Source organism: Sphingobium soli (assembly GCF_020782245.1).
GTDB lineage: Bacteria > Pseudomonadota > Alphaproteobacteria > Sphingomonadales > Sphingomonadaceae > Sphingobium > Sphingobium soli.
Map to the genome: position 1 here is coordinate 48,711 of NZ_JAJGNP010000018.1, position 14,989 is coordinate 63,699.

Here is a 14,989-nt window from a genome sequence, read left to right on the forward strand (position 1 = left end):
GGCTCACCCGCATTCCACCGTCACATGCTCCATGCGCGGCAGCGCCTTGATCCGCGCCCGCACCGCCGCGCCATCGGCGCCCGGCGCCAGGCTCAGGATCGCGGCATGGGCATGCGGGCCGATCCGCCAGACATGCAGGTCGCGGATCGTCGCCCCTTCGGCTTCCGCCTCCAGCCGCAGCCGCGCCATCAGCGCCGGCTCGGCGGTATCGAGCAGGATCGCGGCCGTGTCCTGCATCAGACCCCAGGCCCAGCGCGCGATGACCACCGCGCCCAGCAGGCCGACCGCCGGGTCCAGCCACCACCAGCCCATATAGCGCCCAGCCAGCAGCGCCGCGATCGCCAGCACTGACGTCAGCGCATCGGTCAACACATGGATATAGGCCGCGCGCATATTATTGTCCGCATGGGCATGGCCGTGCGCGTCCCCATCTGCGTGGCTATGGTCATGCCCCAGCAGCAGCGCGCTCACTATGTTGATGACCAGGCCAATGACCGCCACCAGCGTCGCTTCGCCGAACGCCACCTGCACCGGCTCGAAGAACCGCAGCATCGATTCGACCGCGATCAGCAGCGCCGTGACGCCCAGCAGCAAAGCGGACGCGAAACCCGACAGGTCTCCGACCTTCCCCGTGCCGAAGGTGAAGCGCGGATTGCGGGCGTGGCGGCGCGCATAGCCATAGGCCGCCGCCGCCACCGCGAGTGCGCCGGCATGGGTCGCCATGTGAAAGCCATCGGCCAGCAAAGCCATTGACCCGGTCAACCAGCCGAACGCGATCTCCACCACCATCGTCGCGGCGGTCAACCACACGACCCAGATGGTGCGGCGCGCATTGCGGTCATGCCCGGCGCTCAGGTAGATATGGTCGAAATAATGGCGTTCTTCCGCCTCCCCCGGCGGGGCGGTGGGCGGCGGTGGCGGCATGCAGTGATCGTGACCATGCTCATGGGCGTGATGATGAGCGTCGTGCATCGTCATTTCCCATAGCGGCGGATCAACGCCAGCATTTCCTCGGCAGCCGCGGCCCGCGCAACGTCGCTTAGCCCCGGTCGCGCGACATGCGCGCGCATATGCTGCTCGATCAGTTCTTCCATCAGGCTGCCGACAGCGCCGCGCACCGACGCGACCAGCTGCAACGTCTGCGAACAATCGGCGTCGCCAGCCAACTGGCGCTCGACAGCGGCGATCTGGCCCGCGATTCGTCGCGTGCGCGCGAGCAGCTTTTCTCTATCCTCGACAATATGCATAGCATACTCCCCTACACTATAATGACTTTTCTGCCAAGGGAGCGGAAGGGACGCTATCGCCCCCGTCCTCCAGTCCCTATCAAGGGTTCATGAATTCCATCGACTGTGACCTTGTGATCGTCGGCGGCGGCCTCGCCGGCGGACTTGCCGCGCTCGCGCTCGTCGCCTTGCGTCCGGAATTGCGCCTGCTCCTGATCGAACATGGCGCAGAGCCGGGCGGCAACCACATCTGGTCCTTTTTCGACGGCGACGTCGCCCCGCAGGATCGCTGGCTGGTGGACCCCATGATCGCGCATCGCTGGACACAGGGTCATGCCGTCATTTTTCCCGGATTTCAGCGCGACCTGGCCACCCCGTATAACAGCATTACTTCCGTCACTTTCGCTGTCCATGTGCGCAAGACGCTGGGCGATCGCCTCCTCATCGGCGCGGACGTGCGAACACTCGCGCCCGATCGTGTCACGTTGGCCGATGGCCGCATCATTCACGCGCAGGCGATCCTCGACGCGCGGGGACCGGGCGACCTTTCGGCTCTGCGCTGCGGCTGGCAAAAATTCGTCGGTCACGCGCTGCGCTGCGCTGCGCCCCACGGCGTCGAGCGCCCGGTCATCATGGACGCCAGCGTCGATCAGCATGACGGCTATCGCTTCGTCTACCTGCTCCCCTGGGACGACCACAACATCTTTGTCGAGGACACCTATTATAGCGACACGCCCAACCTCGACGGCGTGGTGCTGGACGAGCGGATCGCCGCCTATGCCGCAGCGAAGGGCTGGGACGCGCAGAGCGTCCACCGGGAAGAAGGCGTGCTGCCTGTCGTCCATGGCGGCGACTTTGATCGCTATTGGCCGGTATCCGATCCCGTCGCCCGTGCAGGCGTGCGCGCCGGCCTCTTCCAGCCGATGACCGGCTATTCATTGCCCGACGCCGTCCGCTTCGCGCTCTGGCTGGCCCGTCAGCCGCTGGACGGCCTGCCTGCCGCCACTCGCGCCTTTGCACGGGCGCATTGGCGACAGGACGGCTATTATCGCATGCTGGGCAAGATGCTGTTCGGCGCGGCCAGACCCGACGAGCGCTGGCGAATATTCTCCCGTTTCTATGGCCTCCACCCCGCGCTCATCCAGCGATTCTACGCTGGCCAATCGACCATGGCTGACCGTTTGCGCATCTTGTGCGGCAAGCCACCTGTCCCCATAAGGGACGCCATGCGCACCTTGCTGAACCCGCCTGCCTGATGTCCAGAACCGCTATCGTCATCGGTGCGGGCTTTGGCGGCCTCGCCCTTGCCATTCGCCTCCAGTCGGCCGGCGTCCAGACCACCTTGGTGGAAGCGCGCGATCGCCCGGGCGGCCGGGCCTATATGTGGGAAAAGGACGGCTTTACGTTCGATGCGGGGCCGACCGTCATCACCGATCCTGACTGCCTCGCTGAACTGTGGCGGCTGTCAGGGCATGACATGGCGCAGGATGTCACCCTGATGCCGGTGTCGCCCTTCTACCGGCTCAACTGGCGCGACGGCACGAATTTCGACTATTCCAATGACGAGCCAGCGCTCCGGGCCGAGATCGCAAAGCTCGATCCCGGCGATGTCGCGGGCTATGAGCGTTTCTGCGATTATGCCGCCGGCGTTTACGAAGAAGGGTATCGCAAGCTCGGCCATGTCGCCTTCCTCGATTTCGCATCGATGGTGAAAGCGGCCCCGGCGCTGGCCAAGTATCAGGCATGGCGATCGGTCTACTCGATCGTCGCGTCCTATGTGAAGAACGAAAAGCTGCGCGAGGCGCTGTCCTTTCATACCCTGCTGGTCGGCGGCAATCCGATGAAGACCAGTTCGATCTATGCCCTTATCCACAAGCTGGAGAAGGATGGCGGAGTCTGGTTCGCTCAGGGCGGCACCAACCGGCTTGTGCAGGGCTTGGCCACCCATTTCGAACGACTGGGCGGCACGCTGCGGCTGGGCGATCCAGTCACGCGGATCGAAACCTATGGCGACAAGGCAACGGCGGTGCATACCGCTTCGGGCTGGCGCGGCGAGGCCGATGCCGTCGCTTCCAACGCCGACCTGATGCACAGCTATCGAGACCTGCTCGCCCACCATCCACGCGGACAAAAGCAGGGCGAGAAACTGGCGGCCAAACGCTGGTCGCCCAGCCTGTTCGTGCTGCATTTCGGGATCAAGGGCAGCTGGCCGGGCATCCCGCATCATATGATCCTGTTCGGCCCGCGCTATGAAGGGTTGCTGACCGATATTTACGATCATGGCGTGCTGCCGCAGGATTTCTCGCTCTACCTGCACCACCCGACCGTCACCGATCCATCGATGGCGCCCGATGGTCATTCGACTTTTTACGCGCTCGCCCCGGTGCCCCATATGGGCAAGCTGCCGATCGACTGGGACCAGTTCGGCGCGACCTATGCCGAGCGCATATTGGATGAGATCCAGCATCGGCTGATCCCCGACATCCGATCGCGCATCGTCACCCAGTTCCACTATACGCCGCGTGACTTCGGCCGAGATCTTGCCGCCCATATGGGCAGTGCCTTCAGCCTGGAACCGCTGCTCACCCAAAGCGCCTTTTTCCGAGCGCATAATCGCGACGATGTCATTCCCAATCTCTATCTGGTAGGGGCCGGCACCCATCCCGGCGCGGGCATTCCCGGCGTGGTGGGCAGCGCCAAGGCGACCGCCGCGCTGATGCTGGACGATTTGAACAGGACTTAGATGAAAAGACTGGCAGTCTATTGCGGATCGGCGACGCCAGCCGACCTTACCTATATCGATGCGGCGCGTCACGTCGGCCGCACGCTTGCGAAGCGGGGCATCGGCGTCGTCTACGGCGGCGGGCGGCTTGGCCTGATGGGCGCGGTCGCGGACGCCGCGCTGGAAGCGGGCGGCGAAGTCGTCGGCGTCATTCCCGAAGCGCTGGTCGGCGCGGAAGTCGCGCATCGCGGTTGCACGCAACTCCATGTCGTCCAGACCATGCACCAGCGTAAGCAGCTGTTTACCGACCTTTCCGATGGGTTCGTGACACTGCCGGGCGGCGTCGGCACGATGGACGAATTATGGGAAGCGATCAGCTGGGCGCAGCTGGGTTATCATAACAAGCCCGTAGGCCTGCTCAACGTCGCGGGCTTTTACGATCAGCTGATCGGTTTTAACCGCCAGATGGTGGAAAGCGGCTTCATCCGGCCGCAACATGCCGGCATTCTGGTGCATGAAGACAGCATCGAAGCCTTGGTCGATGCGATGGCGGCCTATCAGCCGCATGAAACGATCTTCGCGATGAAGGCCGCGCGGCTGTAACCCCTCGACGCCGGCGGCGCACGCGGGCATGGATGGGGACTATGACCGATCCCATCGCCCCTGATCGCGCGAGGCTCGTCGCCCATGCCCGCGACAGCATCGCGCGCGGCTCCAAAAGCTTCGCCATGGCATCCAAGCTGTTCGACCGGCAAACCCGCGAACGCGCCTGGCTGCTCTACGCCTGGTGCCGCACTTGCGACGATATCGCCGACGGCCAGGACCATGGCGGGGCAATGAGCGTCGTGGCCGACGCGCAGGCACGCCTTTCGGATATGCGGGTGATGACCGACCGGGCGCTGCGGGGCGAACCCACCGGCGATCCGGCTTTTGACGGCTTTGGCCTGGTCATGCGGGAATGCCGTATTCCGCACCGCTACGCCCATGACCTGATCGAGGGCTTCGCGCTTGATGCCCGCGATTGGCGGCCCCGCAGTCAGGATGACATGCTGCGCTATTGCTATCATGTCGCCGGCGCGGTCGGATGCATGATGGCGGTGCTGATGGGGGTCGACCCGCATGACGACGCGACGCTGGATCGCGCCTGCGACCTTGGTCTTGCCTTTCAGCTTGCCAATATCGCCCGCGATATCGGGGAAGATGAGGCGGCGGACCGATGCTACCTGCCCGTCGAATGGCTGGTGGAAATGGACATTCCGCCTGGCGAGCATATGAAGCCATGGGTTCGCCCACGCCTTGCCATCCTCGGCCGCCGGCTGACGGATATGGCCGCAGCCTATGAAGATAGCGCGCGGCACGGCACTGGCATGCTGCCACCGCGTGCCGCCTGGGCCGTTCTGGCCGCCGCCGGTATCTATGGGGATATTGCCCGCACCATTGCGCGGCGCGGACCAATGGCATGGGATCACCGCGTGGTGACGCGCAAGAGCGACAAGCTGATGTGGGTCGCGCGCGCTGGGATTCAGGTCGTCGGGCGCGCACGGCGTTGGCCCGCCGATGCGGAAAGGCCTTCGACGCTCTGGCATCGTCCCGCCAGCTAATCCAGCAAAGGCGCTGGAAGGACGGCCGACACTTTCGTACCGGCCCCCGTCTCCAAAAAAATAGGCCGGCACTTTCGTACCGGCCCAAGGCATGTTCGCAGGAGGAACATCGGAAGGCGGGGCGACGATTGCTGTCAGACAGAGTGGCCGCCCGGCCAATTCAGTGAAAATTACGGGTTGTAGGCACGCTCGCCATGTTCGCCGAGGTCCAGGCCTTCATATTCGACCTCCTGGCTGACCCGCAGGCCGGTGACAGCTTTGGCGACGAAGATTGCGATGACGGTGCCGATCGAAGCCCATATGGCGGTCGCAAGAACCGCTTCGATCTGGATCACCAGTTGTGCGCCAATGCCGACCGAACCGTCGCCGGGCCCGCCAAGGCTCGGCGCATAGACGATGCCGGTACCGATTGCGCCGATGATGCCGCCGACGCCATGGATGCCAAAGGCGTCGAGGCTGTCATCATAGCCAAGCTTCGGCTTGAGAACCGTGACAGCATAGAAGCAGATGATCGAAGCTACAGCGCCCAGCACGATCGCGCCGAACGGTCCGGCGTTGCCCGCTGCCGGCGTGACGGCGACGAGGCCTGCGATGATGCCCGAACAGAAGCCCAGCGCCGAACCCTTGTGGCCGTTGAGGCGCTCCGCCAGCATCCAGAACAGACCGGCTGATGCGGTGGCGACGAAGGTGTTGATCATAGCCAGTGCGGCCGAGCCATTGGCTTCAAGGGCCGAACCCGCATTGAAGCCGAACCAGCCGACCCACAGCAAGCCAGTGCCGACGCCCGTCAACGTCATGCTGTGCGGCGGCATGGGCTCCTTGGGGAAGCCGATGCGCTTGCCAAGGATGAGGCAGGCCACCAGTGCGGAAACGCCCGCATTGATGTGGACCACGGTGCCGCCCGCGAAGTCGAGCGCGCCAAGGCCAAAGAAATAGCCGTTGCCAGCCCACACCATGTGCGCGACCGGGAAATAAACGATCGTGAGCCATATGAGGGCGAAGACCATCACGGCGGAGAACTTCATGCGTTCCACCACCGAACCCAGCACCAGCGCGACGGTGATGGCCGCAAAGGTCATCTGGAAGCAGATGAAGACATATTCCGGGATGACGACTCCGTCAGTGAAGGTCGCCGCCGTGCTGTCAGGCGTGACGCCGGCCAGAAACAGCTTGCCAAAGCCGGAAATGACCGCGTTGCCGCCGTCGCCAAAGGCCATGGTGTAACCATAGATCACCCAAATCAGCATGGCGAAGGCAGCGACGGCGCCAATCTGCGTCATGACCGACAGCATGTTCTTCGTCCGGACCAGGCCGCCATAGAACAAGGCGAGGCCCGGCAGAATCATCGCGAGGACGAGAACGGTCGATACCATCATCCACGCGGTATCTCCCTTGTCCGGCGTCGGCGCGGCGGCGGCCGCGTCCTGCGCCCAGGCGGGCAGAGCGGCGAACAGCGACAGGGCACCAGCCCCCGCCACACCGCAGAATTTCTTGGAAAAGCTCATCATTTCCCCCTTCTTACAGCGCGGTTTCGCCGGTCTCGCCTGTGCGGATACGCACGGCTTGTCCCACATCGAGAACGAAGATCTTGCCATCGCCAATCGCTCCCGAATTGGCGGCGGCCTGGGTCGCTTCGACCACGCGTGGCGCTAGGTCGTCGTCGCAGACGACCTCAATCTTGATCTTCGGGACCATGTTGGTGGAATATTCGGCGCCGCGATAGATTTCAGTCTGCCCCTTCTGGCGACCGAAGCCCTTCACTTCGCTGACCGTCATGCCGGCGATGCCGAGCGAGGACAACGCCTCGCGGACATCGTCCAGCTTGAACGGCTTGATAATAGCCATGACAAGTTTCATGTCGCCCCCTGTGAATGGTGTACGGGGACATATCAGCAAGGGCCGTGCCAAAAAGATAAAGACGCGTTAATGCGGGCTTTACGGCTGGATATGCGAAAAGCTCCGCTGCAAAATTAAGCAGCAGCAGGATGTTGCTTAAAATTTGTGCACGGGGCTCACCAGTCCGCGCCGTCGGCAATCACATCTTCTTCTTCAGATCTGGTCATGCGGCCAAGCAGGGCATTACGGTGCGGAAACCGACCGAATTGCTGGATCATCTCATGATGTTTGCGGGCAAATTCGAGCCATTTGGCGTCGCCCGCTCCCTCGAACAGGGTGAGGGACAGGTCTTGATCGGCCCTATCCTCGCTATGCATGAATGGCATATAGAAGAAACACCGCCCTGCGCCGCCGATCTGCACATCATATCCATGCGCGATCGCGCCACGCGCTATATCCCGCGCCAACGCGTCCGTAGCAAAGGCATCAGCGGTGCCGCGAAACATGTTACGGGGCAATTGATCGAACAGGATAACCGCGGCCAGCGCGTCATCGGCTCGATCCTGGAAATCCGCAGCAGCCTGGCTTTTCTTCTCACGCCACAGATGGGCGAATTTTTGGGCGCAGATATGATCCAACTGTAAATCATGGCTCCACCACCCTTTTTCGCCCACCTCATTGAACCAGAAATCAAGCAACGCGGCCGCCCAATCGGCGGTCACGGCATCATGGCTGTCGGTCAGCATGTTCATGCATGACTAATGTCGCACCGGCCGCAACGGTTCCCGCCGTTTACGGAGCAGTTGGCTCGGTTGGCCGCAGGTAACGGCCTAGGCGGCCGTGCCGCCGACCGTCAGCCCCTCCATCAACAGCGTAGGTTGGCCCACGCCGGCCGGAACGCTTTGGCCACCCTTGCCGCACATGCCGATGCCCTCATCCAGCGCCCAGTCATTGCCGATCCCGATAACCTTGGTCAGCGCGGTGGGGCCGTCGCCGATCAGCGTCGCACCCTTTATGGGATCGCCCAATTTGCCATTTTCAACTTTATAGGCCTCAGTGCATGAAAAGACGAACTTGCCCGACACGATATCCACCTGACCGCCGCCAAAGCTCTTCGCGAAAATCCCGTTCTTCATACGGCTGAGCAACTCCTCCGGATCATCCTGCCCGCCCTTGATAAAGGTGTTGGTCATCCGCGGCATCGGAGCATGCGCATAGCTTTCGCGGCGGCCATTGCCCGTGGGCGCAACCCCCATCAGCCGAGCATTCAGCCGGTCCTGCATATAGCCGCACAGAACCCCGTCCTCGATGAGGATATTTTCCTGCGTTGGCGTGCCCTCATCATCAATCGACAGGGACCCGCGCCGATCCATGATGCTGCCATCGTCAACGACAGTGACGCCCGGTGCCGCGACGCGTTGACCAATGCGTCCCGAAAAAGCGCTGGTGCGCTTGCGGTTGAAATCGCCCTCAAGGCCGTGCCCAATCGCCTCGTGGACCAGAACGCCGGGCCAACCGGGTCCTAACAGCACGGTCATCTCGCCCGCAGGCGCTGCGACAGAGCGCATATTGACGCGCGCCTGCGCCAGCGCCTCATCGATCGCGCGGTTCCACACCGCCTTGTCCATCACCTGATCATAAAGATAGCGGCCGCCAATGCCAAAAACACCCGTTTCGCGCCGACCGTCCTCTTCCAATATGATGGAGACGTTGAGACGCACCAGAGGGCGAATATCGGTCGCGGTAAAGCCATCGGCGCGCACGATCTCCACCACCGACCAGCTGCCTGCCAGACTGACCGACACCTGCGCGACGCGCGGGTCGCGCGCGCGGGCGGCAGCGTCTATCTCTGCGCAGAGCGAGACCTTTTCCGCAAACGGAACGATTTCTAGCGGATTGGCGTCGGTATAAAGATGGCGATTGGTACGCTGGGGCGGCGGCGCAGGCTGATCCTTGGAGGGATCAAGCAGGGTAAGCGTTTGCGCCGCCTTGGCGATGGCCGCCTCGCTGAGATCATTGGCATGCGCAAAGCCGGTCATTTCGCCCGAGACACCGCGCAGACCAAAGCCGGCATCAGTAGAATAGTCGGCGGTCTTCAGCCGGCCATCGTCAAACCCGAAACTCTCGCTTGCGCGATATTGCAGATATAATTCACCGTCGTCGCAACGACCTAGCGCCTGGGCCGTCAGCCGGCGCGCGCCATCGGGATCGAGCAGACCCGGACGATAAAGAAGGCCACGGGCATCGGTGAAGAGGGAAGCGGTATCGGTCATGCGCCCGATATAGGCGCGCCCTGCCTGCAACCCAACAGAAAAGCTTACAGGCTGGCGCCCGAAGCGATATCCGGCTTGGTGACGACATCGGGGGTATCCGCAACGCCGCCGATCAGCACGAAGCGACGGTCGCAATAGCCGCAATCGACATAACCATGCTCGTCGATTTCCAGAAACACCCGCGGATGGCCGAGTGCTGCGGGAATATCGCCCGATCCGTCGCAGGAAACGCGGGGCTTTGAGACTCGAATGATTTCAGGCGGCTGGATCATGACGTATGGAATTAGCAGGGGCCGCATTATATCGCAATATGCCCGATCACATCGGGCGCGTGAGTTCGCGAGCGCACACATCGTTCCAATCCTGCGCGGTCGATGCCGACCTTAGCCGCCACGCCGCGCAATCCTGCGTCGCAATGACCGCCAGGGGCGAACACATCAGCAGCGCGGGAAGGATAGCTTCGGCAAAAGCAGCGATAGTCGGCATATCGACTATGTGGCCAATCGCGGCTTGCCACAGGCTGAACGTTGCGAAGGCGAGATGACATTGCAGCCCGATTGTCCCATCGAGCGCGCATGGCTGGGGATTTACATCAAGGCGAATGGGGAGATTCAGCGACGGCGCGACTATCGCCAATATAGATGGTGGGCGATGACGGGCTCGAACCGCCGACATTCTCGGTGTAAACGAGACGCTCTACCAACTGAGCTAATCGCCCCCGTGGGGAAGGCGCCTATTGCGGCGAAATAGGCCGGCGGTCAAGCCTCAGCCGCACAGCAATCTGCGGCTAGCGCCGAACCAGCGCACCATCGCATCGGCCGTGTCGTTCGCCAGCGAAATAAAAACGCGCCGGCCATCCTGCGGGTCGGCATGTCGCTGCACCATGCCCTTGTCGGTTAGCGTTCGGATCCAGCGCAACGCCGTCGTGGGCGGTACGGCGGCGGCGATGCACAGGCTCGATACGGACACGCGTTCCTGTTCCAAACGTGCGGCGAGCAAATCCAGCAGCATGTCCCAGGCTGGATCAGCGAACAGATCGCCAGGCAGAAAATCCGCGCGGTACGCCGTGCGCGCAGCATGTCGCGTATCTGCTCTGCGCTCACCGATCCCCCTTGGACCGGACGCGCCGGGGGAGAGAAAGGCGGGATCACGGGCATGCCAATATAGTCACTGGGACGGTCGGATATCCGTGGCCCAAGATCGAAGCTTGGCGTGGCGGAAGCCTTCCCCCGTTGCGTCAAGGCGTCAATCGTGCGCGCAAGGCGGCCTACTTCTTCGCTCAACTGCTGCAATCGCAAGGCTTCCCGGTCGACTTCATGCACGCTGCCGCTGAACGGACGATGCTCACCGGCCGCGACCAGCGCCGCCGCCAATTCCACCGGGCCGGGATCGCACAAGAGCTGGGTGTGTGCGCTGCGAATGCATGCAAAGGCAAGGTCGACCGTATCCCATCCAGCCACCAGCACAACAGCCATGCCAGTCTGGATTGCCTGGGTTTCCACCTGGACAAGCAATCGCTCCAGCGTTGCGGTCATGATCGGGCAAAACAGCAGGAGCGTGTCGCAGTGCGTCTGCTCATCCAGCCTGGCCGACGCTTCGGCCAAGCCGGTTACGCCTAAAAACCGCAGCTTGGCGGCATCCGCAATCGGCGCCACTTCTTCCATATCGGCCCAGTCGGCGATAACGAGCAGACTTTGCCGATCATCGCGCTGCGCGATTGGCAGGTCGGGCTCCCGAAAGGGCACATCGTTCGAAAAACTGTCCGTCATGATTCTGCACCTGTTCTAGCTTCGTTCCAGAGAATAAAGCAAGAACGGATCGATTCACCGGGACTTCGACCCGATCCGGACATTCAATGGACAAATCAATGCGACACCACCTCTCACCGGGGTTCATCGTATCCGGTTTCGATCCTTCAAAACAATGTGCTGGCGCGGTTGGCGGCGGGCGGCGCGATCGGTCGCTATCGGACCAGCTTCCTCCATTTTCGACTTATTTTCATACCAATTAAACGCCCGTGGCGCGTGCAAACGCAATGTAAAGCGCACGCAAACGCATTGCAACGGGGCCTGGCCTGCCATCCCCGATCGTCTCCCCATCGATCCGCACGACCGATTGGCACAAGGTCGATGCGCTGGTGATGAACGCCTCCTTCGCCTGTTTGGCCTCCGCGACGGTGAAGGAGCGGCGGATGAGCGAAAGGCCGTTTTCCTGCGCCAGCGTCGCGATAGCCGCACCGGTGCAGCCAGCCAGAACGGACTGGCTGTAGGAGCGGGTGACGATGCCTTCTTCGGTCAGGATGAAGGCGGTGGACGATGCGCCTTCCGTCACGAAGCCATCCTCCACCATCCAGGCTTCCTGCGCGCCCGCGTCCCGCGCGGCCTGTTTGGCCATGGCCTGCGCCAGCAGCCCCACACTTTTGATATCGCGGCGCGCCCATCGAAGGTCGGGGGCGGTGGCGACGGCGATGCCGTCATGCGCCGCCGGAACGTCCAGAAACGGCTTGGCCTGCACGAACAGGAACAGCGTGGGTTGCAGCCCTGCCGGTGGAATGAAATCCCGCGTCCTGTCCGCCCCGCGCGTCAGTTGCAGATAGACCAGCCCTTCGGTCAAAGCGTTTCGGATGACCAACTGTTTCTGCACCGCCTCAATCTCTTCAAGGCTGAGCGGAAGGTCGATGCCGATGGCGCCGGTCGAACGCTCCAGACGTGCAAGATGCGAAGCGCTATCGACCAGCTTGCCGTCGATGACCGCGGCCACCTCGTAAATGCCGTCGGCAAACAGGAAACCGCGATCAAGCGGCGAAATGCGCGCTTCGTCCAGCGGGAGATAGGCTCCGTTCAGATAGGCGACGGACATGATGTTCGGATTTCCTTGGCAGCGGACAATGGGGCGCTTTTCCGTCTTCCACACAAAGGGTCAAGCCACTCCGCAGGTTATGGCCGTCGTAAAATCCGGTCGTGGTCGGGAACAAGCGCAAAGGCTGGCCCCTATGGGTCTGACCCAGCGTCGGCGCCCTCAGCTTATTTCGCAGGATCGAGCAGGCAGCCCCAACCGGGCCTGTAGCGGGCCGTGCGCGTCGCGAGCAGCGGAACGCTGGCACGGACGGCGCGCTGTTCCGGCGCGTCGGTGAGCTTCACCAAGCCCATGCCGGGCTCCTTGTCGTCAGTGCAATTGCCCATTGGCCGGCCTTCGACATAGCGGCAGGAACAGCCGATGCGCGCGCCATAAGCAGCACCGAGTTGCGCACGGGCATGGATCGCCGGTCCGTTCCAGGCAAGCAGGCCAAGACATATTAGAACGATTAGCATCGCCCCGATCCACCATTTCCGTCGAACCGCCATGGCTCTTTCCCGCGCTCGCCTGTAAAGGCGCCGGCTTATGCAGATCGACAGCCGAATCGTAAAGCGTCTTGGCCTGGGCGCAGGCGTTGCCGCGTTGATAATCGCAGGATCGCTGGCGGGGCGCGCCGCCCCGACCCCCGAGCCGGTCTATATGGTCGCCCCCGATGTCGTGGCAGGCGAAACCGCGCTACGCGCCGCGATCGACCCGCTGTTCGACGATGAAGCCATGGGTCAGACCCGCGCATTGCTGGTGATGCGCGACGGCAATATTGTTGCGGAACGCTATGCGCCGGGCTTTGGTCCCGATACCAAACTGCTTGCCTGGTCGATGGCGAAGACCGTGACCGGCGTGCTGGCCGGATTGATGGTCGCGGACGGCAGGCTGGCGCTCGACGCTCCCGTGCCCGTGCCCGCCTGGAGCCAGCCGGGTGATCCGCGCGGAAAGATCACCCTGCGGCAATTGCTGACCATGAGTTCGGGCATCGACCATGTCGAGGATGGCGATCCGGTCACGGCGGGCGATACGGTGCGCATGCTGTTCCAGGACGGCGCGCAGGACATGGCCGCCTATGCCGAAGCCAAGCCGCTGGCCCATGCGCCGGGCGAGAGCTTCGCCTATTCGACCGGCAGCACGATGATTCTGTCGGACTTGATGACCCGGATGCTGACCAATAGCGAGGACCCGGACGTGCGTCGGCGCGCGATGCAGATGTTCATCGACGGGCGGCTCAAGGCACCGGGTAGGCTGCCGAGCCTGACCCCTGAATATGACGCCCATGGCACGATGATCGGCGGCAGCATCCTGCACATGACCGCGCGCGACTATGGGCGCTTCGGCGAATTGCTGCGCCGGCGCGGGCGCACCCCTGCAGGACATCAGATTTTGCCAGAAAAATGGATCGATCTGATGACGACGCCGTCGCGGCGCAATCCGGCCTATGGGCTGCATATCTGGCTGAACCGCAACAGCAATGAAAGCGCGCTGATGCCGGGCCAAGCGCCCGAAAGCCTGTTCGGCTGCGTCGGGCATAATGGCCAATATATTCTGATTTCGCCATCGCAGCGGCTGACCGTCGTGCGCATTGGCATGTCGCCGCGAAAGGAGGAGCGGCGCGCGGTGCGCGCGGGACTGGCGCGGTTGATGGGACTGTTTCCGGGTTAAAGCAGGAAGCGTCCCTCGATCACGGTACGGCAGGCGCCGGTCAGGATGACGCGGTCGCCCTCCAGCGCGCAGCCGAGCCGACCGCCGCGAGCAGACGCCTGCTCTGCGCTGATCTGCGTTTTGCCGAGCCGCTCCGCCCAGAAGGGCGTGAGAAGGCAATGAGCCGAGCCCGTCACCGGGTCCTCATCCACGCCGCCGCCGGGCACGAAGACGCGGCTGACGATGTCGCTGTCCGTGCCGGGCGCGGTGGCGATCAGCATGACGTCGCCCTGTGACCGCAGCGCGGCAAAATCCGGGCTCAGCGCGCGCACGGCGGCTTCATCGGGAAAGAGGAAAAGGCTGTAGCCGCCGTCGCGCCAATGCGACTCGATGGGAGCGCCACCCAGCCCTTCGGAGAGATCGGGCAAATCGCGCGGCGTCATGGTCCAAGCCGGCAGCGACAGGGCATAGCCCTGTCCGGCCCGCGATACGCTGAGAATCCCGGCATGCCGCGTACGAAAGCGGACCGCATCGCCCTCCATCAGCACATGACCGCTCGCCAGCGTAGCATGACCGCACAGCTTCACTTCCAGCGTCGGCGTGAACCAGCGCAGCGCATAATCGGCATCCGGATCATCCGGCGTCGATACGGTAAAGGCGGTTTCGGAGAGGTTGTTTTCTTGCGCGATCGCCTGAAGCGTCTCGTCGTCCAGCCAGGCATCAAGTGGCATGACAGCGGCCGGGTTGCCGGTAAAGGGTGCGTCGGCAAAGGCATCGACCTGGGTGAAGGGCAGGCTGCTCATGAGGAATATCCTTTCGTTGACGGTCTTATGCCCGTCCGCCTGC

16 protein-coding genes, 1 tRNA gene and 1 pseudogene are annotated in these 14,989 nt (G+C 63.0%); 5 read left to right on the forward strand and 13 right to left on the reverse strand.

What is annotated here, in order from left to right:
- Nucleotides 1-3 precede the first annotated feature (3 nt).
- Together dmeF and LL253_RS16775 are read right to left on the reverse strand one after the other, a co-directional pair.
- On the reverse strand, nt 4-978 hold the full coding sequence (dmeF, locus tag LL253_RS16770; protein ID WP_228227918.1) for a CDF family Co(II)/Ni(II) efflux transporter DmeF: 975 nt from the start codon (nt 976-978) through the stop codon (nt 4-6).
- Complete coding sequence (locus tag LL253_RS16775) at nt 975-1,247, reverse strand: metal/formaldehyde-sensitive transcriptional repressor (protein WP_009822852.1); 273 nt, start codon at nt 1,245-1,247, stop codon at nt 975-977. Before LL253_RS16775 ends, dmeF begins: the two co-directional genes overlap by 4 nt.
- A gap of 89 nt (nt 1,248-1,336) precedes the next feature.
- Here LL253_RS16775 and crtY point away from each other — a divergent pair, with 89 nt between their 5' ends.
- From crtY to LL253_RS16795, 4 genes are read left to right on the forward strand one after another with little or no spacing between them, the layout of a single operon-like run.
- Nucleotides 1,337-2,482: a lycopene beta-cyclase CrtY gene (gene crtY / locus LL253_RS16780; RefSeq protein ID WP_228227919.1), complete on the forward strand. Its 1,146-nt coding sequence runs from the start codon at nt 1,337-1,339 to the stop codon at nt 2,480-2,482.
- On the forward strand, nt 2,482-3,969 hold the full coding sequence (locus LL253_RS16785; RefSeq protein WP_228227920.1) for a phytoene desaturase: 1,488 nt from the start codon (nt 2,482-2,484) through the stop codon (nt 3,967-3,969). The genes crtY and LL253_RS16785 overlap by 1 nt, the downstream gene beginning before the upstream one ends.
- On the forward strand, nt 3,970-4,551 hold the full coding sequence (locus LL253_RS16790; protein WP_228221007.1) for an LOG family protein: 582 nt from the start codon (nt 3,970-3,972) through the stop codon (nt 4,549-4,551).
- 41 nt (nt 4,552-4,592) lie between these two features.
- Complete coding sequence (locus LL253_RS16795) at nt 4,593-5,549, forward strand: phytoene/squalene synthase family protein (protein ID WP_228227921.1); 957 nt, start codon at nt 4,593-4,595, stop codon at nt 5,547-5,549.
- 170 nt (nt 5,550-5,719) lie between these two features.
- Here LL253_RS16795 and LL253_RS16800 read toward each other — a convergent pair whose 3' ends face one another.
- From LL253_RS16800 to LL253_RS16845, 10 genes and pseudogenes are all read right to left on the reverse strand, one after another.
- Entirely contained in the window at nt 5,720-7,054 is a 1,335-nt protein-coding gene (locus LL253_RS16800) for an ammonium transporter (RefSeq protein ID WP_037543148.1), read from the reverse strand.
- 13 nt (nt 7,055-7,067) lie between these two features.
- Nucleotides 7,068-7,406 (reverse strand): P-II family nitrogen regulator, encoded by a 339-nt coding sequence (locus LL253_RS16805; RefSeq protein WP_004209785.1) that lies wholly within the window; start codon nt 7,404-7,406, stop codon nt 7,068-7,070.
- 155 nt (nt 7,407-7,561) lie between these two features.
- Nucleotides 7,562-8,137, reverse strand: coding sequence for a DUF924 family protein (locus LL253_RS16810; protein ID WP_228227922.1), 576 nt, complete (start codon nt 8,135-8,137; stop codon nt 7,562-7,564).
- A gap of 78 nt (nt 8,138-8,215) precedes the next feature.
- The gene (gene tldD, locus LL253_RS16815; protein ID WP_228227923.1) at nt 8,216-9,658 is read right to left on the reverse strand and encodes a metalloprotease TldD; all 1,443 of its coding nucleotides are present in this window, start codon (nt 9,656-9,658) and stop codon (nt 8,216-8,218) included.
- 44 nt (nt 9,659-9,702) lie between these two features.
- Nucleotides 9,703-9,930 (reverse strand): zinc-finger domain-containing protein, encoded by a 228-nt coding sequence (locus tag LL253_RS16820; protein WP_037543564.1) that lies wholly within the window; start codon nt 9,928-9,930, stop codon nt 9,703-9,705.
- A 46-nt stretch (nt 9,931-9,976) separates the two neighbouring features.
- Complete coding sequence (locus tag LL253_RS16825; RefSeq protein WP_228227924.1) at nt 9,977-10,144, reverse strand: hypothetical protein; 168 nt, start codon at nt 10,142-10,144, stop codon at nt 9,977-9,979.
- Between the two features lie 156 nt (nt 10,145-10,300).
- A tRNA-Val gene (locus LL253_RS16830) sits at nt 10,301-10,376 on the reverse strand.
- Between the two features lie 47 nt (nt 10,377-10,423).
- Nucleotides 10,424-11,427: pseudogene (locus tag LL253_RS16835) on the reverse strand (MarR family transcriptional regulator).
- A 238-nt stretch (nt 11,428-11,665) separates the two neighbouring features.
- Nucleotides 11,666-12,517: a D-amino-acid transaminase gene (locus LL253_RS16840; protein ID WP_228227925.1), complete on the reverse strand. Its 852-nt coding sequence runs from the start codon at nt 12,515-12,517 to the stop codon at nt 11,666-11,668.
- Nucleotides 12,518-12,681: 164 nt separating this feature from the next.
- Nucleotides 12,682-13,002, reverse strand: a complete 321-nt coding sequence (locus LL253_RS16845; RefSeq protein ID WP_228227926.1) for a hypothetical protein — start codon at nt 13,000-13,002, stop codon at nt 12,682-12,684.
- 37 nt (nt 13,003-13,039) lie between these two features.
- Here LL253_RS16845 and LL253_RS16850 point away from each other — a divergent pair, with 37 nt between their 5' ends.
- Nucleotides 13,040-14,164, forward strand: coding sequence for a serine hydrolase domain-containing protein (locus LL253_RS16850; protein ID WP_228227927.1), 1,125 nt, complete (start codon nt 13,040-13,042; stop codon nt 14,162-14,164).
- Here LL253_RS16850 and LL253_RS16855 read toward each other — a convergent pair.
- On the reverse strand, nt 14,161-14,946 hold the full coding sequence (locus LL253_RS16855; protein WP_228227928.1) for a PhzF family phenazine biosynthesis protein: 786 nt from the start codon (nt 14,944-14,946) through the stop codon (nt 14,161-14,163). The two genes, LL253_RS16850 and LL253_RS16855, sit on opposite strands and share 4 nt — an antisense overlap.
- Between the last annotated feature and the right edge of the window lie 43 nt (nt 14,947-14,989).